The 19301-nt window shown below is 67.0% G+C and carries 17 protein-coding genes, 1 tRNA gene and 1 pseudogene; 4 read left to right on the top strand and 15 right to left on the bottom strand.

Annotation, left to right across the window (positions count from 1 at the left end; genetic code table 11):
- Positions 1-117: 117 nt before the first annotated feature.
- The 7 genes and pseudogenes from miaB to modA form a co-directional block, all read right to left on the bottom strand.
- Positions 118-1449 (bottom strand): tRNA (N6-isopentenyl adenosine(37)-C2)-methylthiotransferase MiaB, encoded by a 1332-nt coding sequence (gene miaB, locus B3349_RS06005; RefSeq protein ID WP_291587312.1) that lies wholly within the window; start codon positions 1447-1449, stop codon positions 118-120.
- A gap of 110 nt (positions 1450-1559) precedes the next feature.
- The gene (locus B3349_RS06000; protein ID WP_291587310.1) at positions 1560-1922 is read right to left on the bottom strand and encodes a hypothetical protein; all 363 of its coding nucleotides are present in this window, start codon (positions 1920-1922) and stop codon (positions 1560-1562) included.
- Positions 1923-1987: 65 nt separating this feature from the next.
- Positions 1988-2908, bottom strand: coding sequence for a formate dehydrogenase accessory sulfurtransferase FdhD (gene fdhD, locus B3349_RS05995; protein ID WP_291587308.1), 921 nt, complete (start codon positions 2906-2908; stop codon positions 1988-1990).
- Between the two features lie 164 nt (positions 2909-3072).
- Positions 3073-3291 (bottom strand): annotated as a pseudogene (locus B3349_RS05990) (hypothetical protein); the annotation flags it as partial.
- Positions 3292-3674: 383 nt separating this feature from the next.
- The gene (gene modC, locus B3349_RS05985; protein ID WP_291587306.1) at positions 3675-4772 is read right to left on the bottom strand and encodes a molybdenum ABC transporter ATP-binding protein; all 1098 of its coding nucleotides are present in this window, start codon (positions 4770-4772) and stop codon (positions 3675-3677) included.
- The gene (gene modB, locus B3349_RS05980; RefSeq protein WP_066540738.1) at positions 4769-5467 is read right to left on the bottom strand and encodes a molybdate ABC transporter permease subunit; all 699 of its coding nucleotides are present in this window, start codon (positions 5465-5467) and stop codon (positions 4769-4771) included. The genes modC and modB overlap by 4 nt, the downstream gene beginning before the upstream one ends.
- A 120-nt stretch (positions 5468-5587) precedes the next feature.
- The gene (modA, locus tag B3349_RS05975) at positions 5588-6346 is read right to left on the bottom strand and encodes a molybdate ABC transporter substrate-binding protein (RefSeq protein ID WP_280013383.1); all 759 of its coding nucleotides are present in this window, start codon (positions 6344-6346) and stop codon (positions 5588-5590) included.
- Positions 6347-6429: 83 nt separating this feature from the next.
- Here modA and modE point away from each other — a divergent pair, with 83 nt between their 5' ends.
- Together modE and B3349_RS05965 are read left to right on the top strand one after the other, a co-directional pair.
- Positions 6430-7239 (top strand): molybdenum-dependent transcriptional regulator ModE, encoded by an 810-nt coding sequence (gene modE, locus B3349_RS05970; protein ID WP_291587301.1) that lies wholly within the window; start codon positions 6430-6432, stop codon positions 7237-7239.
- Between the two features lie 178 nt (positions 7240-7417).
- On the top strand, positions 7418-7966 hold the full coding sequence (locus B3349_RS05965) for a hypothetical protein (RefSeq protein WP_291587298.1): 549 nt from the start codon (positions 7418-7420) through the stop codon (positions 7964-7966).
- A 64-nt stretch (positions 7967-8030) separates the two neighbouring features.
- Here B3349_RS05965 and B3349_RS05960 read toward each other — a convergent pair whose 3' ends face one another.
- Positions 8031-9113 (bottom strand): DNA/RNA non-specific endonuclease, encoded by a 1083-nt coding sequence (locus B3349_RS05960; RefSeq protein ID WP_291587296.1) that lies wholly within the window; start codon positions 9111-9113, stop codon positions 8031-8033.
- A gap of 283 nt (positions 9114-9396) precedes the next feature.
- On the opposite strand from B3349_RS05960, the gene B3349_RS05955 reads away from it, so the two are divergent.
- Positions 9397-9473, top strand: a tRNA-Arg gene (locus B3349_RS05955).
- A gap of 122 nt (positions 9474-9595) precedes the next feature.
- Here B3349_RS05955 and B3349_RS05950 read toward each other — a convergent pair.
- The 7 genes from B3349_RS05950 to B3349_RS05920 form a co-directional block, all read right to left on the bottom strand.
- Positions 9596-11929, bottom strand: a complete 2334-nt coding sequence (locus B3349_RS05950; protein ID WP_291587294.1) for a CHASE2 domain-containing protein — start codon at positions 11927-11929, stop codon at positions 9596-9598.
- A gap of 118 nt (positions 11930-12047) precedes the next feature.
- A complete protein-coding gene (locus B3349_RS05945; RefSeq protein WP_291587292.1) occupies positions 12048-13760 on the bottom strand; it encodes a FecR family protein in 1713 nt (570 codons plus the stop codon).
- Positions 13761-13815: 55 nt separating this feature from the next.
- Positions 13816-14532, bottom strand: a complete 717-nt coding sequence (locus tag B3349_RS05940) for a response regulator transcription factor (protein ID WP_291587289.1) — start codon at positions 14530-14532, stop codon at positions 13816-13818.
- A 68-nt stretch (positions 14533-14600) separates the two neighbouring features.
- Positions 14601-15917: a tryptophan--tRNA ligase gene (locus B3349_RS05935; RefSeq protein ID WP_291587287.1), complete on the bottom strand. Its 1317-nt coding sequence runs from the start codon at positions 15915-15917 to the stop codon at positions 14601-14603.
- Between the two features lie 59 nt (positions 15918-15976).
- Positions 15977-16645, bottom strand: a complete 669-nt coding sequence (locus tag B3349_RS05930; protein ID WP_066540769.1) for a site-2 protease family protein — start codon at positions 16643-16645, stop codon at positions 15977-15979.
- 42 nt (positions 16646-16687) lie between these two features.
- On the bottom strand, positions 16688-17323 hold the full coding sequence (locus tag B3349_RS05925; RefSeq protein WP_291587282.1) for an L-threonylcarbamoyladenylate synthase: 636 nt from the start codon (positions 17321-17323) through the stop codon (positions 16688-16690).
- Positions 17324-17354: 31 nt separating this feature from the next.
- Positions 17355-18233, bottom strand: coding sequence for a PHP domain-containing protein (locus B3349_RS05920; protein ID WP_291587280.1), 879 nt, complete (start codon positions 18231-18233; stop codon positions 17355-17357).
- A 230-nt stretch (positions 18234-18463) separates the two neighbouring features.
- On the opposite strand from B3349_RS05920, the gene B3349_RS05915 reads away from it, so the two are divergent.
- On the top strand, positions 18464-19301 hold an 838-nt coding region (locus tag B3349_RS05915; protein WP_291587278.1), incomplete at its 3' end, for a HAMP domain-containing protein.

Genomic DNA, 19301 nt, shown 5'->3' with positions numbered 1-19301 from the left:
CGTGCTGCACTCGGGATGGCGGTGCGCGCCAGGGGCGATGGCCCAGCCGGCGTCGGCAGCCGGGAGGGCTGCCTCAGGCCGGGCCCACGTCACTGCGGCCCGGCATCGGCCGCGCTGTCAGCTGCGCACCAGCACTTCGCCACGCAGGGTGTAAGTCTTGGCTTCGGTGACGCGCACATCCACCATCTGGCCAATCAGGCGTTCGTTGCCGGGGAAGTTGACCACGCGGTTGCATTCGGTGCGGCCCATCAGTTCGCTGCCGTCGCGCTTGCTCAGCCCTTCGACCAGCAGGCGCTGTACCGTGCCCACGCGCTCGTCGCTGATCTCCTTGATGTTCTGGTTGATCACGGCCTGCAGCTCCTGTAGGCGGCGCAGCTTCACATCGTGGGGCGTGTCGTCGTGCAGATTGGCGGCCGGTGTGCCGGGGCGGGGGCTGAAGATGAAGCTGAAGCTGTTGTCGAAGCGGACGTCGTGGATCAGCTTCATCATCTTCTGGAAGTCTTCTTCCGTCTCGCCAGGGAAGCCGACGATGAAGTCGCTGCTCATCGCCAGATCCGGACGGATGGCGCGCAGCTTGCGGATGGTGCTCTTGTACTCCATGGCCGTATAGCCGCGCTTCATGGCCATCAGGATCTTGTCGCTGCCGTGCTGGACGGGCAGGTGCAGGTGGCTGACCAGTTGGGGCAGCTTGGCGTAGGCCTCGATCAGGCGGGGCGTGAACTCGTTCGGGTGGCTGGTGGTGAAGCGGATGCGTTCGATGCCGGGGATCTCGGCCACGTATTCCAGCAGCAGCGCAAAGTCGGCGATTTCGGTGGTGTCGCCCATCTTGCCCAGGTAGGCGTTCACGTTCTGGCCCAGCAGCGTGACTTCCTTCACGCCCTGGTCTGCCAGACCGGCGACCTCCACCAGCACGTCCTCGAACGGGCGGCTGACTTCTTCACCGCGCGTATAGGGCACAACGCAGTAGCTGCAGTATTTGGAGCAGCCTTCCATGATGGACACAAAGGCCGAGGCCCCGTCCACGCGGGCAGGCGGGAGGTGGTCGAACTTCTCGATCTCGGGAAAGGAAATGTCCACCTGGGGCCTGGCCTTGGCCGCGCGCGCGTTCAGCAGATCGGGCAGGCGGTGCAGGGTCTGGGGGCCGAACACCACGTCCACATAGGGCGCGCGCTTGATGATTTCTTCGCCTTCCTGGCTGGCCACACAACCGCCCACGCCGATCAGCACGCCTTTTTCCTTCAGGTGCTTGAAGCGGCCCAGGTCGGAGAAGACCTTCTCCTGTGCCTTTTCCCGCACCGAGCAGGTATTGAACAGGATCAGGTCGGCCTGCTCCGGGTCGTCCGTGGATTCATAGCCCTGGGCCGCACCCAGCACATCGGCCATCTTGTCCGAGTCGTACTCGTTCATCTGGCAGCCAAAGGTTTTGATAAAGACTTTTTTCGTGGTCATGGCAGTGGGGCGGCCGCAGAGGTCATGGCCTGTGCGCCTTAAAAAAGACCATCCGCCGGCACCATTGCAGGGCGCAGGCGGCAGTCAGAAAAGAATGAAGCGGGTTGGGCTCAGCGCTGGCTGGGCAGCTTGGCCTGGGCTTCTTCCGGGGTCAGGATCCAGGCCTGGGACAGCCACTGGGTGCTGGGCTCGATCACATAGTTCACGGCGAACTTCTGGCCTTGCAGCGTATGGGCAAGGACCAGCTGGTTCCTGGCATTGAACAGGCGAAAGTCCGGGGTGGTGCGGATCTTCTTGCCGTTGAGTGCCACTTCGGGCATGGCCGAGATCAGCAGCTCGCCGCGCTGGGCGGTATCGGGAAAGCTGCGCACGGTGTCGGTGTGGACGCGTGCATGGGCTGCAGGCACGGCCATGCCGCCCAGCAGGGCACAGGCCAGGGCCGCAGCAGAAAAGACAGAGGAACAGCGGGTCATGGTGTACATCCAGGGGCTGAAGCCGCCATTGTACGAAGCCGCTGCTTTCACAGTGCGCTGCCGGGTCAAGCAGCCGGGGGACGCGCTGCCAGCGGTGGCAGGCCGGCGCCAGCGGCATACAGCACGGCCTGGGGCGGGCGGCACAGCCCCCAGAAGCGCAGCCCGGTCAGCTCGGCCATGTGCACGCCCATGGCGGTGGGGGCCGAGATGGTCGCCAGCGCGGCCACGCCCAGCTTGGCGCATTTGCGCACCAGTTCGTGGCTGCCCCGGCTGGACAGCACCACGAAGCCCGGCTCGCCCAGCCGGCCGTTGCGGGCCAGCCGGCCCAGCAGCTTGTCGAGTGCGTTGTGGCGCCCCACATCCTCCAGCACATCGTGCAGTTGCCCGTCCAGCGTGGCCCAGCCAGCGGCGTGGATGGCTCCGGCCTGGGCGTTGAGCACCTGCCTGGCCGACAGCGCATCGATGGCGCGGCACACCGTTTGCAGATCCACCCGGGCCAGCCAGCCGTGCGCCGGCAGGGGGGCAAAGTCCAGGTCCAGCGCGGCAAAGCTTTCCACGCCACAGACCCCGCAGCCGGTGCGCCCGCTCATGCTGCGGCGGTGGTCCTTGAGGCGGGCGAAGCAGCGCGACGAAATTTCCAGCTGCACTTCCACACCATCCATGCCGGGAGGCAGACCTGCGGCGGAGGCCGCCACGGGCGTGACGTCGATGCCATAGCAATCGGCGGCGCTGTCCAGAATGCCTTCGCTCAGCGCAAAGCCCAGGGCAAAGTCTTCCAGGTCCAGGGGCGTGCCCATCATCACCGCGTGCGAGATGCCGTTGAACACCAGGGCAATCGGCACCTCGCTGGCCAGCACGCGCGCTTGCATGCGCACGCCGTCCTGCAGGTGGTGGCGCTGCACGGTGACATGGCGGATGGCAGAGATGGAGAGGGGGGCACCGTTTGGTGGAACCAGGGGGCAGGTGCCGGCGGCAGGGTCGGTCATGGCTGCCATTATCGATTCAGCCCTGCAAACTGTCCCGGGGAAGGACAGCCTGCAGGGCTGTGGGGTGCGCAGCAGGCGCGCAGGCGGCGAATCAGACCAGCGGCGGCAGCATCAGCGGGTTGATGCCGCTGTGCACCAGATCCCGGTCTTCCCTCTCGGCATCCCTTGGCGTTCTTGGCACCGTCGCCCAGGCTGTACATCAGCATGCCGCAGCCGACCGAGCAATAGGTGCAGTTGTTGCGGGTTTCCTTGGCGCGCAGCAGCTTGTACTGGCGGGGCAGGGTGGCCATGGCCACCGAGGGGGCAAAGCCCAGGGCTGCAGCCGTCGCACCGGCCGCACCGGCGCCACAGAGCTTGAAGAATCTTCTTCTGCCGTGATTCATCGTGATTCGTTTTTCTTCAACCGCGCTCCCATGACCATGGAGGGCGTTAGGTTTGCAGGCGCGGCATGCATGCGCCTGGTGAGCCGGGGGGACAGCCCGGACTCGAAGCCTCGACCTTGACGATTGCCCACGCATTGCAGGACCTCACGGGCCACGTCGAATGTTGAGGGGTGCCAATGGCAAGCAATTGAACCGGCGCGGCAGGCGCCGGTTCGCAAAGCGAGGAGTTGCGTGAAGACCCTCAAGTCTTCATGTCATCCAGTTCCTACAAGGAGGCGGGAAGGCACGCGAATCTATTCACCTCACACCTTGATGTCCAGCAAACATGAGCGCAAGCCTCGGGTATGCATTCCCCGCGCGCACGGTCACCGCAATGCATGGACTCAATCCAGCAGGGCCACACCCTTGACCTGGGCCCAGGCGGATTGGCCGGCGCACAGGCCCATTTGCTGCACCGAATGCTGGCTCAGCCGGGCCAGCAGCATGGTGGCGCCAGCCTGCAGCTGCAGCATGGCGTAGCCCGGGGCTTCGGGCTGGATGGCGGCTATCTGCACCGGCAGCACATTGAGAATGCTGGAATACGCGGGTGGCATCAGCGCCACACTCACGTCCCGCGCCTGGATGCGCAGGCGCACCGCCGTGCCGGGGGCGCGCGCCTGGGTGCCGACCAGGCGCAGCTGGCCACCGTCGAACTGCGCCGTGGTCAGGTGGTCGCTTTCGTCGTGTTGCGTGACCGTGGCGGGCACCACGGCCGCTGCCGTGTCCCCGTGGGCCAGCGGCAGGTCCAGGCGTGCCAGCAGCTGGGCCGTATCGCCTTCGGCCACCACCCGGCCGGCGCGCAGCAGCACCAGGTGGCTGGCCAGGCGTGCCACCTCGTCCAGCGAATGGCTGATGTAGAGCACCGGAATGTCGAGGTGGGCCTGCAGGCGGTCCAGATAGGGCAGCACTTCGGCCTTGCGTTCGGCATCCAGCGCCGAGAGCGGCTCGTCCATCAGCAGCACGCGCGGGCTGGTGGCCAGGGCCCGGGCGATGGCCACGCGCTGGCGTTCGCCGCCGGACAAGGTGGATGGCTTGCGCGGCAGCAGCGGTGCAATGCCCAGCAGCTCGATCACCTGCTCCAGCGCCACACGCTGGCGGGCAGCCGGGGTGCGGCGCAGGCCGTAGCGGATGTTGTCCTCGGCCGTGAGGTGGGGGAACAGGCTGGCTTCCTGGAACACATAGCCCAGTGCGCGCTGGTGCGTGGGCAGCCAATGCCGGGCCGCGTCGTCCTGCCAGACATCGCCGTTCACGGTGACGCGGCCATGCGCGCGCTCCAGCCCGGCGATGCTGCGCAGCAAGGTGGTCTTGCCGCAGCCGGAAGGGCCGAACAGGGCCGTCACGCCCTGACCGGGCAGGTTGAGCTGTACATCCAGCGCAAAGTCGGCGCGCTGCAGTTGCAGGTGGGCCGCAATGCTGCGGTCGTTGGCGTGGGGCGCGGTCATAGTGGAGAGGCGTGGCGGTGTTCGCGCGGCTGCAGCCAGCTCAACAGCACCAGCACCACAAAGGCAAAGGCGACCATGCCGCCGGCCAGCCAGTGGGCCTGGGCGTATTCCATGGCTTCCACATGGTCGTAGATCTGCACCGACACCACGCGGGTCACGCCGGGGATGTTGCCGCCCAGCATCAGCACGATGCCGAATTCACCCACGGTGTGGGCAAAGCTCAGCACGGCGGCGGTGATGAAGCCGGGGCGTGCCAGCGGCAGGGCCACGGTGAAGAAGCGGTCCAGTCGGCTGGCGCCCAGCGTGGCCGCCACTTCCAGCGGGCGGTTGCCGATGGATTCGAAGGCGCGCTGCAGTGGCTGCACGGCAAACGGCAGCGAGTACACGACCGAGCCCACCACCAGCCCGGGGAAGGTGAAAGGCAGGCGCCCCAGGCCCAGTGCCTCGGTCAGCTGGCCGATGGGGCCGTGGGGCCCCATGGTGACCAGCAGATAGAAACCGATCACCGTGGGCGGCAGCACCAGCGGCAGTGCCACCACGGCACCGATGGGCCCACGCCAGCGCGAGCGCGTGTGTGCCAGCCACCAGGCCAGCGGCGTGGTCAGCACCAGCAGCAGCACGGTGGTGACGCTGGCGAGCTCCAGCGTCAGGCGGATGGCGGCCCAGTCTTCCGGGCTGAGGTGGGGTGTGTTCACGGCATGGCGGCAGAAAGCCGCACTATATAAAAACCAAAGGGGCGCTGTCCCGGCGCAGGTCGCCAGGACAGCGCCTCTTATGCGGAAACCCGCGCGGTGCGCGCAGGTGCACTGTGGTGCTTAGAAGGCGTAGCCGTAGGACTTGATGATGGCGCGGGCCTTGTCGCCCTTGAGATAGTCCATCAGCGCCTTGGCGGCGGCATTGTCCTTGGCGCTGTTCAGCACGATGGCGTCCTGGCGGATGGGCTCGTGCATGGAGGCGGGAACGATCCAGGCCGAGCCTTCACGGATCTTGCCGTCTTCCATCACCTGCGACAGCGCCACAAAGCCCAGCTGCGCATTGCCGCTGGCGGCGAACTGGTAGGTCTGGCCGATGTTCTCGCCCAGCACGGTCTTGGGCTGCACCTGGGCGGTGAGGCCCAGCTTGCCCAGGGTTTCCATGGCGGCCAGGCCGTAAGGGGCCAGCTTGGGATTGGCGATGGCAATGTGCTGCCAGTCATTGCGCTGGAGCACGGCACCCTTGTCGTCCACATAGCCTGCCTGCTTGCTCCAAAGCACCAGCTGGCCGATGGCATAGGTGAAGCGGCTGGCGTCCACGCCCTTGCCTTCCTTGGCGATTTTCTCGGGCGTGGTGTCATCCGCAGCCAGCAGAATGCCGAACGGTGCGCCGTTGTTGATCTGGGCGTAGAACTTGCCGGTGGCGCCAAACGACAGCACGGCCTTGTGGCCCGTGTCCTTCTCGAACTGGGCCGCAATCTTCTGCATCGGGGCGGTGAAGTTGGCGGCCACTGCCACGGACACTTCGTCGGCGTGGGCCGCACCGGCCAGCAGCACCGCACAAGCGAGGGTCAGGCGGCGCAGAGGGAAAGACTGGGACATGGTTCGCTATTCCTTATTTGAATAGCGTGAAGTATAGCCATCCCGTCCGCCTGCAACTTTTTGTGCAGGCATGATGCGGGGCTATGGCTGACCGCACTGCTCCTTCTTCCTCCATGCCCGCGACGGCTTTGCTCGATGCGCTGGGCCACAGCATGTCGGACAAGCGCATCGAGGTGCTGCGGCACCTGGTGCACAACGGCTCCATTTCGCAGGCTGCGCGCGACTGCGGCATCAGCTACAAGGCGGCCTGGCAGGCGCTGGACACCTTGACCAACCTGGCGGGCGTGACCCTGGTGGAGCGCAGCGTGGGCGGCGCCGGCGGGGGCGGTGCCACACTGACCGACGCCGGCCATGCCTTGCTGCAGGCGGCCGATGCCATGGAGCTCGCCCGCTTCGAGGTGCTGGCACGCTTGCAGGGCGCCGGCCTGCACCAGCCGGTGCTGGCACGCCTGGCCGTGCGCACCAGCATGCGCAACCAGTGGCCCTGCACGGTGCAGTCACTGCACACCGAAGGCGGCCGTGTGACCGTGCTGCTGCACACCGACAGCCGCCATGCGGCCCCCTTGCGTGCCCAGGTGACGCGCGAAAGTGCCGAGCTGATGGGGCTGGTTCCCGGTCAGGCGGTGTTGGCCATGGCCAAGGCCACGGCGGTGCAGGTGCTGTCCGGGGAGGCCGTGGCCGACGGGTCGCATGCCACTGTCTGGGACGGCGAGGTCTCGCGTGCCGATGCCGGCGAGGGTGCGGAAGTGGCCGTGCGCCTGCCCGGCGGCGTGCATGTGGTGGGCTTTGCCGTGGGCCCGCCGCTGCAGCCCGGTGCGCAGGTTCAGGTGCTTATTTCTGCGGCGGCCGTGGTGCTGGCGCTGGTGGATGGGGCAGGTCTGGCCGGCGCTTGATGCATGTCAATCCCGCCGACAGCCGGTGATGGGATAGTGGGCCTGACGTGACCCTTGGTAGGGCGTATGCGCGCCAGCCATGGCGGACAGGTATCGGGGATACCTCATTTTTGACACAATACGGACCATACCGCATGACTCTGCCCGGGGAGGCAGCGCACCACATTGAGAGCTATCTGTGAGTATCTTTGATCGCCTGAAATCCAATCTGTCCGGCAGTGATGCCGCTCCAGCCGCTGCGACATCCGCTGCCGATGAGGGGAAGGTGGGCGGTGGCCGCTTCATGGGCAAGGACGAATCCCAGGCCATGCGCCATTCGGAGCGTGCCGCCTCGGAGAAACCGGTGGAAAAGGGACTGAGCGGACCGGGTGAGGTGTGGGTGTTCGTCTGCCCCAACACCCAGCGTCTGATTCTGGTGCCCAGATTGGGAGCCGCCCAGGGCGAGGTGCTGACCCAGCACATGCTGTCCGATCTGCAGCGCATCGGCTTGTGCGAAGAGGTGTCCTACCACGCAGGCTACGACCAGTACTGGAAGATGCCGACGCAGGAAGCCATTTTGCGCATGCCCACGCTGCACAGCGTGGAAGTGCTGCCCATGAAACAGATGAAGCTGACCACCCAGCTGGTCAAGCCGGGCGAGGCGCGCGGCTTCTGGATGCGGGTGCGCCTGCGCGAAGAATCGGAGTTGCCGCAGTCCGATTCGGCACAAGACAGCCGCGTGGGCTGAGTCCGCCCGGGCCCCCCAGCAGATACCGCCTTCGGGCGGTTTTTTCATGGGCAGGCCGCAGCATTCACTGCACCCCGCCCGTCACCGGCAAGCCCGACAGCAGATGCCACTGGGTCTGCACCACAAAGTCGGCGTAATCCATGGGGCGCTGGATCTGGGCGTCGGCGCTGTTGGGCAGCACATAGGCCCAGGCACGCTGGCTGCTGGCGTCGTAGACCAGCTTGAACAAGTGGTCGGGAACCCAGACCTGGCTGCTTCCCAGCAGGTGCGGCACACCCTGGTAGAGCGGGCCGCTGAAGACAAACACATCGCCCGCCGCGCGCTGTGCGTATTTGCGCACATCGGCCTCCAGCTTGGCCCAGACCTTGCGGTTGTTGGTCGGGTCCTGGGGCACCATGTTGGTCAGGGCGAACGACTGGGCCATGCCGCTGGCGCTGTACTGGTTGGCGGCAGCGGCCATGTGTCCGCGGTCATAGCCGCTGCCCTGGTAGTCCGCCAGCGTGGCGCGCTGTGCACTGGGCACGCGCGCGTCGGCATAGAAGCGGTCGGTGCGTTCCTGGCCAGCGGCCTGCTGCAGTCGGCCCCGGTTCAGCCGCTCCACCACCACCATCGGGGTTTTGGTGCGGCCGGAGTACAGCACGGCAAAGCCTTCCGAGCACAGCGCGCGCGCGGCCCATTCGTTGCCGATGCTGCCTGGTTGCAGGACACGGCCGGCCGGAAACTGCTCGCGGCAGGCCGCAAAGCCGCTGCTGTCAGTGGCGGAGGATGCGGAGGAGGTGGTGGCTGCTGTCGGCGTGCTGGCAGTGGTCGCCGGCGATGCCGTGGGGCGTGTGGCCTGGGGGGGAGAGGGGGACTGGGCCCAATTCCCGATGCGCTGCTTGACCAGGCGTGTGGCTTCATCGGCCAGTCCTTCACCCCAACCTCGCAGCTGTTGGCGTGCGCCGTCCAGGTGGCTGCGCCAGGATTGGCTGAGCAGGCTTTCCGGACTGTGGGTCAGCAGGTCCCAGGGACTCAGGGCCTGTACCAGCACAGCGTTGCCGAACAGGGCGCCCCAGATGAAGAAGGCCAGGCGGCTGGTGAGCCGGTGCCTGAGTCGCTGGAACCAGTGGAGGGGAGCGGGAGAAGACTTGCGCTTGCGGGTGGCCATGGACACACAAAGCCGCTGCCACCACCGTGGGCGCAGGCGACGCACGGCAGACAGGGCGGGCACGGGGAAAGGAGCGGCCGGGCGGGAACCGGAGGTGGTTGCTATTTTTCAAATAGCAACTTATCCATGGAGTGTAAGCCTTGCAAGGTTATCTTGTTGCAAATAACTGTAAAAATAACCAGGTATTAATCGGGTGCCTCTGCCGCGGTTTTTTGCGCTTTGCTGCGAAAAATTCAGCGTTTTCCCTGAAGCCCTGTTTTTTCTGCATATAATCATGGCTTCGGCGGCTGTAGCTCAGCTGGATAGAGTACTTGGCTACGAACCAAGGGGTCGTGGGTTCGATTCCTGCCAGCCGCACCAAAACGACAAGCCTCAGAGTGGAAACGCTCTGAGGCTTTTTCGTTTCTGGGCGCATGCCGCCGCTGCGATGGTGCCGCCTGCCATGCCTGCCAGCACCTTCCGGGTACAACGCCGGTGCGGGATCAGCGCTTGGCAAACACCAGGCGGAAGGTGCAGCCCTGGCCGGGCGTGCTGTCCAGCTCCATCACGGCGCCGTGGCGCTGCATCACGGTGTGCACAAAGGCCAGACCCAGGCCCACTCCCTGGATGCGGCTGGCTTCATGCTGGGCCAGGCGGGTGAAGGGCTGGAACAGTGTGGCCTGCTGCTCGGGGCTGATGCCGTCGCCCTCATCGCGCAGCACCACCACCCAGTGCGCGGGGCGCTCTGCAATGCTGCAGTGCACGGTGCTGCCGGCGGGGCTGTATTTGATGGCATTGCCCAGCAGATTGCCCAGCACGCGACGCAGCTGACCGGGGTCGCCGGTGACCAGGGCTTCCGCGTCCTGGGGCATCCAGTCGATGTCGATCAGCTTGGCATGGGCGGCGGCCCAGCTGTCGTCCACGGCCTGCTCCAGCAGCTGGCCCAGCTCCACGGCTTCCTGGCGCGGAGGCTGCTGTTGCGCGCGGGCCAGGTGCACAAAATCATCCGCCAGCGCCAGGGCGCTGCGGGCATAGCGTTCGATGCGCACTTCGGTGTCGCTGGACACCAGCGGCCCGGCAGTGTCTGTTGTGCGGTGGCCAAAGGTGCGGTCCATCTCCAGCAGGGTGACGATGGCGCCGATCGGGGCGCGGATGTCGTGCGAGATGAAATGCATGGCCTGGTCGCGCTGGGCCATGGCCTGGCGCATGTGGGTGATATCCACCAGGGTCAGCAGCCAGCCGGTGGTGGGTGGCGCGGCAAACGGCCGACCCACCAGCAGCAGGTGGTTGCCCAGGCGGTCGATTCCCTCGTGCTGGAAGGACGCCTGTCCGCCCGCCAGGGTCTGCGGGTCGAACAGCGGGCCCTGGCTGTCGTTTTCCCGGGCCCCGGCCAGCAGCAGTTGCACGTCCTGGCGTTCCTGCAGCGTCTGGCCCAGCGACTGAGCATAGCGTTGGGCAGCGCTGTTGGCCAGCAGGATGCGGCCTTGCGGATCGCAGACCAGCGTGGGTGAGGGCAGCTGCAGCAGGCTTTCGCTGACGAAGTGGTGCAGGGCACGCAGCTGGCGCGAAGCCTGTTCCACCGCCTGGATGCGTTGGGCCAGCATGTCATGGCCCATCAGGCCGGACTGCAGCGGCGCCAGTACCCCGCTGCGGCCCAGGTCGCGCATTTCATGTTCCAGAAAGCGGGCTGCGGCATTCAGGCGTCGCCAGCTCCACAGCGGGTAGGCCAGGGCCACCAGCAGCAGTGCCGCCGCCGGGGTCAGCACCAGTTGCCACCACAGCGGTGCCAGGGTGGCGGTCAGCAAGGTGGCGGACCACAGCAGCACGCAGGCGGCCAGCGCGGCCGAGGGGCCCAGCAGGGCCAGGGCCAGCAGGGTCAGCAGCAGGGGCAGGGCGTTGAACAGCCGGTTGGCCGTGGCCGATGCCGGGACCGCATGCGTGTGCTGGAGCGCACCATTGAGGATCTGGGCCACCATCACCACATTGGGGGTGTGCTGCGCCGTCTGGGTGGGGGTGGCCACGGCCGCGGACAGGCCGGTGGCCAGGCTGCCGACCACCACATACTTGCCACGGAAGGCGCTGGCGGGAATGGCGCCGCGCACCACGTCGATGTAGGAATAGGTGGTGAATGCCGGGTTGCCGCCGGCAAAGCCGATGTATTGCAGGGCGGGCGGGGTATCGGCTGGCTGCGGAGCGCACAGCGCATCCTGCGGCAGGGCCACGCAGCGCATGGCCAGGCCCAGGTGCAGATGGCTCTGACCGGCCAGGCCGGCGCGCGGTGCAAAGCTGCGCACGCCGCCATCGGCATCCACGCGCAGTTGCACATGGCCCAGGGTGGCGGCAGCCCGGATCAGGGCGGGCAACTGGCCCACGGGCCGGCCAGCCAGGTCTTGCGCCACCGGCAGCACCACGCGGCCACTGTCGGCGATGGCGCTCGCCAGCAGGGCATCGTCGGTGGGGTAGTCCAGATCTTCTTCGCTGAACAGCACGTCCAGCCCGATGGCCTTGGGGTTCTGCGCCGAGAGGTGGCGCACCAGCTGGGCATGGATGGCCCGGCGCCAGGGCCAGCGGCCGATGGCTTCGATGCTGCGATCGTCGATGGCAATCACCACCACCTCGGGCGATGCCGGACGCTGCTGCAACCGGGAGGCCAGATCCTGCACCAGCAGATTGCTGCGCTCCAGCTGCTGCGGACCGGCCAGCCACCAGCAGGTGGCCAGCAGCAGGGCGCTGAAAATCCACCATTCCCGCCGCAGTCCCAGGTGGCCCCGGGATCCGCCGGAGGCGCGCAGCCGGGTCAGCCAGCGCCTCATGTGCGGGGCATGGCGGCTTGCCATGGTGCGCTATGGGAACGCGGCCCCTGCCATTTGACCGGCAAGGCCGACGAGGGTCTGGCGCGGCAACCGCGCCGCTGGCCCGCTGGATGGAGGCGATCCGCCAGGGGCGCAGTGAGGCTCATGGCGAGAGCACATCCTGGCCGCTACCGCTGCGCAGCGGCATGCCCGAGCCGTCGCGCACCCAGGGCAGCATGGTGAACTGGCGTGCGGTCGACAGCGGACTGTCCAGGCCGGATGGATCGCGCACCTGCAGGCGCAGGAAGTACTGGCCGGGGCCGAGGTTGGCGGCCTGCCATTCGGGCTGGGTCACACGGGTGTCCAGCACCGGATGCTCGGCCTCGGGTGTACGGGCCACGACCACGCGCCAGCTCTGGCCGGGCTCGCCCTGCCAGTGCATCGTGGGCACGCCGCCGGCGGTGTTCCACTGCAGCGCGGCCGCGTCGGGCACGGCGGGGCGCGGGATGGCACGGAAATCCTGGGGCGCGGCAAACGGGCCCTGGTCCGTCTGGCCGTTGTCCTGCGTGCGGACGCTGGCGGTGCGCCAGCGGTAGTCGCCTGCGGCGAGGTCGGTGGTCTGCAGCGCGCAGCCTTCACGCACCACCCGGTCTTGCAGTGGGGCACTGAAATCCTGACCGGCCGCAGCAATCTGGATGCGGTAGGCGGACACGCCATGCACCGGCGTGCAGCGCAGGTCCACACCGTCGGTGGGCAGCAGGGCGGCAGGCGCCGTCTGGTAGAGCGGCGGCACCGGATGGGCCTTGACCTTCAGCGGGCCCTGGGCGGGCAGGCCGGGAATGCCATGGCCGTCCATGGCCTGCACGCGCAGGAAATAGCTGCCATCCGGCACCGCGGCAAAGCGGGCCTTGTCGCCGGTGAAACGGCCGTTGCGCAGCACCTGCTGGCCGGCCGCATCCTGCGTGAGCTGCACCACATAGCCAGCTCCCTGGGTGGGGGCCGGCAGCGGGAGGTCCAGCCACTGGGCATCCTCGGACAGGCGGGGCAACTGGTCCTGGGGCAATGCCGGCAGCAGTGCTGCCTGGTGCAGCAGGCCATCGGCCGTCACGGCAGCGCCGCGGCCCTTGGGTACCTGGGCACTGGCGCCCGGGGGCTGGTGGGATGCCACCTGCACCGCGCCCTGCTGCACGGCGGTGGCGGTGCTGCCGTCGGCCGCGCGGTAGACGCCGAACTGCGTACCGCGCACGCTGCTGGTGGCCGTGCCGGTGCGCACGTCCAGCGCTGCAGGCTGGGCCTTGTTGGGGGGAACGGAGGCTTCCACGGCGCCGTTTTGCAGCTCCACCACCGATTGCAGGCTGCCTGTGCGTCCTTTGCGGCGCAGCTGTTGCAGCAGCAGCGTGCTGTCGGCCTGCACCTTCAGCAGCGAGCCGTCGGCCAGGCGCACGCTGACAAAGGCATCGGGCGCCACATGCAGGCGGCTGCCTTCGGGCAGCTGCTGGCCCGGAGTGAGTGCGGATTCACCGGCCGATCCGGTATGCGACGGCGGCGGCAGCACCGTCACCCGGCCCTGGAGGTAGTCCACCGAGGCCGTGGCCATGCGCAGCAGGTGGTTGGGAATCTCCAGCACCGATCCCGGCTGCAGGCGGTAGGGACTGCCGACCTGGTTGTGCCGTTGCAACAGCGGCCATTGGCCGGCGTCACCCAGGTAGTGGCGGGCCAGCTGTTCCAGCGTATCACCGGTGTGGATGCGGTGGCGCGTCACCCCGGTGGCCGAGGAGGGGGTTGTCTGTGCCTGGGCGCTGCAGGCGAGGGTGAGAAGAATGCAGGCTGCGGCGCTGGGCCACAAAGGTGCAGGTCGGAAAAAGTGCATAGGCATACAGCATGCAAGCCTGCAGGAAAAAGCCGACAGCCGCAAGTTGCTGGAGGTGGGGCTAGGAGGTCAGGTCCAGATCGGTGGGCGTGGTGCAACCCAGTGCGTCCAGCCGGTAGCCCAGGCCGTAGACGGCCGAGATGGCGTACTCCTGACCGGGGCGCAGGCGCAACACCTGGCGCAGGCGCGAGACATGGGTGTCCAGCGTGCGCGACAGCACTTCGGAGTTCTGCCCCCAGACGGCTTCGCGCAGATGGTCGCGCGACATCAGCCGGCCCTGGTTCTGGAACAGCAGCACGGCCAGCGCGAATTCCCGGTGCGTGAGCACCACGGACTGGTCGTGGTACTCGGCCGTGAAGGTGGACTGGGTGAAACGGTAGGGACCGAACTCCAGCACATCTTCCTGGGCCTGCGGGTAGGCACGGCGCAGCAGCGCGGCAATGCGTGCCTGCAGCTCGGCCACGCGGATGGGCTTGACGATGAAATCATCGGCTCCGCAGTTCAGGCCTTCGACCAGGTCGCGCTCTTCGCTGCGGTGGGTGATGAACACGATGGGCAGGGTGGCCGGCAGGTGCTCGCGCGCCCAGCGCACGACTTCGGGACCGGAGAGGTCAGGCACTTCCCAGTCCACCAGCAGCAGATCGAAGCTCTCGCGGCGCAGATCCTGCACAAAGCTCGCCCCGCTGTGGTGCAGACGGCACAGGTGGCCCGCCTGGCGCACCACCTGGTCGATCAGCTCCAATTGCAGTGGGTCGTCGTCAAGAACTGCGATGCGCATAGTGGTGGGGCCTCCCTGGTGTTTGCGTGGATTGTCTCAAACCTGGCGTAGCGGGCAGTGCACCCGGGTCATTCCGCCTGGGCTGCAGCGTGCAACTGCTGCAGGGCGGCGGTGATGTCGGCCTCCTGCACGCCTTCCAGCGGCTGCAGGTGGCTGCGCACGGCTTCCAGCGCGGCAGCGCCTTCCTGCTGCAGGCGGGCGATGTGCTGGCCGGCCTCGCGGGGCTGGGCAAAGCCTGTGCTCTGCAGCAGCACCTGGCCGCTGGCGGTGGTGAGCTTGAAATAGAACTGGCCGTCTTTCTCGCGGTATTGCTTGAACACCGGCAGTGCGGCCTTGTCGGCCTTGGCCGCCTTCTGGCTGGCCTGGGTCATGCCGGTCAGCGTGCGCAGGCCCACGGCGGCGCGCAGGCGCTGCAGCAGCGGGCGGCTGAGGGCGCGGGCACGTTCCGCCCCGGCCTGCAGCACGGCTTCCACCTTTTCGGGATGGGCCATCAGGTCTTCGTACCGGGCGCGCATGGGGGTGATTTCGCGGTCGATGCACTCGTACAGCTTCTGCTTGGCATCGCCCCAGCTGATGCCGTCGGCATAGGCCTGGCGCATGGCGGCGGTTTCCTCGGCCGTGGCAAAGGCCTGGTACATCTGGAACAGGGCCGAGCCTTCAACTTCCTTGGGCTCGCCCGGTGCGCGCGAATCGGTCACGATGGAGCCGATCAGCTTCTTCAGCTGGGCAGGGGGGGTGAACAGGGGGATGGTGTTGTCGTAGCTCTTGCTCATCTTGCGGCCGTCCAGGCCGGCCAGCAGGGCCACGCTGTCTTCCACGGCCGCTTCGGGCAGGGTGAAGTGCTCGCCATACAGGTGGTTGAAGCTGGACGCCATGTCGCGCGCCATTTCGATGTGCTGCACCTGGTCGCGGCCCACGGGCACCTTGTGGGCGTTGAAGGCCAGGATGTCCGCCGCCATCAGCACCGGGTACATGAACAGGCCGGCCGTCACGCCGTCATCGGGCTCGGTGCTGGCGGCGGTGTTCTTGTCCACGGCCGCCTTGTAGGCGTGGGCGCGGTTGAGCAGTCCCTTGCCGGTGACGCAGGTGAGGAACCAGGTCAGCTCGGGGATCTCGGGCACATCGGACTGGCGGTAGAAGGTCACATGGGCCGGGTCTAGGCCGGCCGCCAGCCAACTGGCGGCGATTTCCAGCGTGGAGCGCTGCACGCGGTCCGGATCCTGGCATTTGATCAGTGCGTGGTAGTCGGCCAGGAAGTAGAAATTCTCCACATTCGGGGCGCGGCTGGCGGCGATGGCGGGGCGCATCATGCCGGCGTAGTTGCCCAGGTGGGGGGTGCCGGACGGGGTGATGCCGGTGAGGAAACGGGTAATGGCTTGTGTCATGGTGCAGACAGTCTCAGGCCGTGGGCGCCGGTGCGCGCTCCACGCAAAGGAAAAATGGATCAGGCGAGCCAGCGGGTCAAAGGGGTGAGTATCCAGTCCAGGGCTTCGTAGCCCCAGGCCATCAGCGGTCGCAGCCACCAGGTGCCGACAAAACCGAAGAGGACCAGACCCAGAACAATGAAGAAGCCGAACGGCTCGATGCGCGAAAACTGGTAGGCCAGCCTGGAAGGCAGCAGGCCCGCCAGAATGCGGCCGCCGTCCAGCGGTGGCAGCGGAAACAGGTTGAAGGCCCACATCACCAGATTGGTCAGGATGCCGGCGCGGGCCATTTCCAGGAAGAAGCGTTCCTGGATGCCCGACACCACCAGCACGATCAGTAGCACCGCCCACAGGATGGCCTGCAGGAAGTTGGCAGCCGGGCCGGCCAGCGCCACCCAGATCATGTCGCGCTTGGGGTGGCGCAGGCGGCTGAAGTCCACCGGAACCGGTTTGGCATAGCCGAACAGAAACGCGCCCGAGGTGGAAAAGTACAGCAGCAGCGGCATCAGGATGGTGCCGATGGGGTCGATGTGCTTGAGGGGATTGAGCGTCACCCGGCCCAGGATGGTGGCCGTGGGGTCGCCGAAATGGCGGGCCACGTAGCCATGGGCGGCCTCGTGCACCGTGATGGCGAACAGCACGGGCAGGGCATAGATCAGAACGGTTTGCAGGAGTTCGGTGGCGTCCACAGTGTCAGCGCAGTCGGGGAATGAAAGGGAGTCGAAGTGAGGTTATAGCCCCAAAGCCTGGAGGCTGCCCTGTCCCTGGCGCACCAGCTCTGCATCGCCGCCGCTGTACATGGGTGTGAGGTCCAGCACCGTGGTCGGCTCCATGGGGCAGGCGCCGGCATCCACGATGCCGTCCAGCAGCTTGTCAAAGCGCGCACGGATCTCGTCCGGGTCATTCAATGGCTCGGTCTCGCCGGGGGCAATCAGCGTGGTGCCCAGCAGGGGCTCGCCGTGCAGCTCCAGCAGCATCTGCAGGCCTTTGCGGTCGGGCACGCGCAGGCCTATCGTCTTGCGTGACGGATGGCTTACGCGGCGCGGCACTTCCTTGGTGGCGTCCAGGATGAAGGTGTAGGGGCCTGGCGTGGCCAACTTCATCAGCCGGTACTGGCGGTTGTCCACGCGGGCATAGTTGGCCAGCTCGGACAGGTCACGGCACAGCAGTGTCAGGTGGTGCTTGTCATTGATCTGGCGGATGCGGCGCAAACGGTCCACGGCGTTCTTGTCGTCCAGGTGGCAGACCAGGGCATAGCTGGAATCGGTGGGGACGGCCAGAATGCCGCCGCCACGCAACAGGTTGGCCGCCTGCTGCAGCAAGCGGGGCTGGGGGTCCACCGGGTGGATTTCGAAGTACTGGGCCATGGGGCTGGTTTCCTGGTAGCGGTGCGGGGCGTCAGTGCGCGCGGTGGGGTGCGGGCTGGATGCGGTCTGCCAGCAATTCCCAGACGGGAGCCAGCCTGCGCGGCAGTGCGGGCAGGGCCCCCAGTGCGATGCGGGATTCTGCCGGGCTGTGGAAGTCGCTGCCGCGCGAGGCGTGCAAGCCCCATTCGCGGGCGTATTCGGCGTAGCGCAGGGCTTCTGCGGCGGAGTGGCCGCCGCAGGTGACTTCGATGCCCTGGCCGCCGCTGGTCTTGAATTCGTCCAGCAGCGCATGCTCCAGCGTGCCGCCCAGCGCGTAGCGGGCCGGGTGGGCCATCACCGCCACGCCGCGGGCGGCGGTGATCCACTGCACGGCTTCTGCCACGCCAGCCCAGCGCTGGGGCACAAAGCCGGGCTTGCCTTCGGTCAGAAAGCGCTGGAACACCTCGGTCACATCGGCGCAGACGCCTGCATCCACCAGAAAGCGGGCGAAATGGGTGCGCGAAATCAGATCGGGGTTGCCCACATAGCGCAACGCGCCTGCGTAGGCATCGGGAATCCCGGCCAGTGCCAGTTGGTGTCCCATTTCCTGGGCGCGGGGGCCCCGGCTGTGGCGCAGGGCGTGCAAACCTTGCTGCAATGGCCCATCTGCGCAGTCGAAGCCCAGTCCCACGATATGGATGGTGTGGCCGGCATAGCTGGCAGAAATCTCCACCCCCGTGAGGTAGTCCAGACCCTGGGCATGTGCGGCCTGGCAGGCCGCCGTCTGCCCGGCCAGCTCATCGTGGTCGGTCAGCGACCACAGATCCACCCCGCCCAGGCGCGCGCGGGCTGCCAGTTCGGCAGGAGCCAGCGTGCCATCCGAGAAGGTGGAGTGGCAATGGAGATCGGCATTCAGATAGGAGGTGGGCACGCGGACATTGTAAAAGTCTGGCCGCTCCGGCGCAGCAGCCTGAAAAAAGCAGGGGCGAACCTCGCCGGCTGGCCGGGAGCACCTGCCCTGTGCAATGCCATTTGCAGTGCATCAAACCCTGTGTTTATTGGCCGCTTAGGGGGTGTGAGCGGATGGATACTTTGCTGGCGGTTGCTGGGGCGTGGCCCATGCCTGCGCCGTCGCTGGAGGGGCTGAAGCCTGTTTGCACCATGAAAATCCAAAATCTTTCCGTGGCCCAGAAGATCTGGGTGTTGCTGACGGTGGTGATTGCCGCATTGCTGTGCCTGGGCGGCGTGCTGATCTATGCGTTGGGCAAAAATGACGAGAGCATTCGCCAGCAGGTGATCGACTATGACCAGCGCATCCGCCTGGCAGAAAAGTGGAGCGGGATCACGGAGCTGGCCGTCAGCAGCGTGACGGCGGCCGCACAGTCCTCCGAGCCGGACATGATCAAGATGCTGGTGGAGCGCACGCAGACGGAAGCCAACCGCGCCAGCGAAGTGCAGCGGGAGCTGGAGGCACGGCTGGCGTCGGAGGAAGGCCGTGCACAGCTGGGCCGCATCCAGGATGCCCGGACCAAGGTGCTGGCCCTGAACAAGCAACTGGCGGACCTGAGGGCGGCCGGCGACACCGAGCAGGCCAACCGGGTCATGAAGCAGGAATTCCTGCCGGCAGTCGAGGTGTACAAACAGGCGCAGCAGGACATGGTCAAACTGCAGGAAACACTGCGCGACCGCATCGTGACCGACGGGGCTGCACTGCGCCAGAAAGCCCTGTGGATGGCTACAGGGGTGACGGCGCTGTTGCTGCTGCTGGCGCTGGGCCTGTCGCGCGGCATGATTCGCCAGGTGACGCTGCCGCTGGACCGGGCGGTGGCGCTGACCCGCCGCATTGCCGACGGGGACCTGACGGTGGAAGCGCACGACGAGCGCAAGGATGAACTGGGCCTGCTGCTGCGCAGCCTGTCCGAGATGAGCCACAAGCTGCGCTCGGTGGTGGGTGAGGTGCGCAGCGGGGTGGAGTCCGTGTCGGCTGCATCCAGCCAGA

Source organism: Comamonas sp. UBA7528 (genome assembly GCF_002479375.1).
Classification (GTDB): Bacteria; Pseudomonadota; Gammaproteobacteria; order Burkholderiales; family Burkholderiaceae_C; genus Comamonas.
Note: the sequence above shows the minus strand (reverse complement) of the source record. Positions and strands in the feature narration are given on the sequence as shown.

Excerpts from the sequence above, each read along its gene's own strand:
- miaB (WP_291587312.1), bottom strand. The coding sequence starts at position 1,449 with ATGACCACGAAAAAAGTCTTTATCAAAACCTTTGGCTGCCAGATGAAC.
- B3349_RS06000 (WP_291587310.1), bottom strand. The coding sequence starts at position 1,922 with ATGACCCGCTGTTCCTCTGTCTTTTCTGCTGCGGCCCTGGCCTGTGCC.
- fdhD (WP_291587308.1), bottom strand. The coding sequence starts at position 2,908 with ATGACCGACCCTGCCGCCGGCACCTGCCCCCTGGTTCCACCAAACGGT.
- modC (WP_291587306.1), bottom strand. The coding sequence starts at position 4,772 with ATGACCGCGCCCCACGCCAACGACCGCAGCATTGCGGCCCACCTGCAA.
- modA (WP_280013383.1), bottom strand. The coding sequence starts at position 6,346 with ATGTCCCAGTCTTTCCCTCTGCGCCGCCTGACCCTCGCTTGTGCGGTG.
- modE (WP_291587301.1), top strand. The coding sequence starts at position 6,430 with ATGGCTGACCGCACTGCTCCTTCTTCCTCCATGCCCGCGACGGCTTTG.
- B3349_RS05960 (WP_291587296.1), bottom strand. The coding sequence starts at position 9,113 with ATGGCCACCCGCAAGCGCAAGTCTTCTCCCGCTCCCCTCCACTGGTTC.
- B3349_RS05950 (WP_291587294.1), bottom strand. The coding sequence starts at position 11,929 with ATGGCAAGCCGCCATGCCCCGCACATGAGGCGCTGGCTGACCCGGCTG.
- B3349_RS05945 (WP_291587292.1), bottom strand. The coding sequence starts at position 13,760 with ATGCCTATGCACTTTTTCCGACCTGCACCTTTGTGGCCCAGCGCCGCA.
- B3349_RS05940 (WP_291587289.1), bottom strand. The coding sequence starts at position 14,532 with ATGCGCATCGCAGTTCTTGACGACGACCCACTGCAATTGGAGCTGATC.
- B3349_RS05935 (WP_291587287.1), bottom strand. The coding sequence starts at position 15,917 with ATGACACAAGCCATTACCCGTTTCCTCACCGGCATCACCCCGTCCGGC.
- B3349_RS05925 (WP_291587282.1), bottom strand. The coding sequence starts at position 17,323 with ATGGCCCAGTACTTCGAAATCCACCCGGTGGACCCCCAGCCCCGCTTG.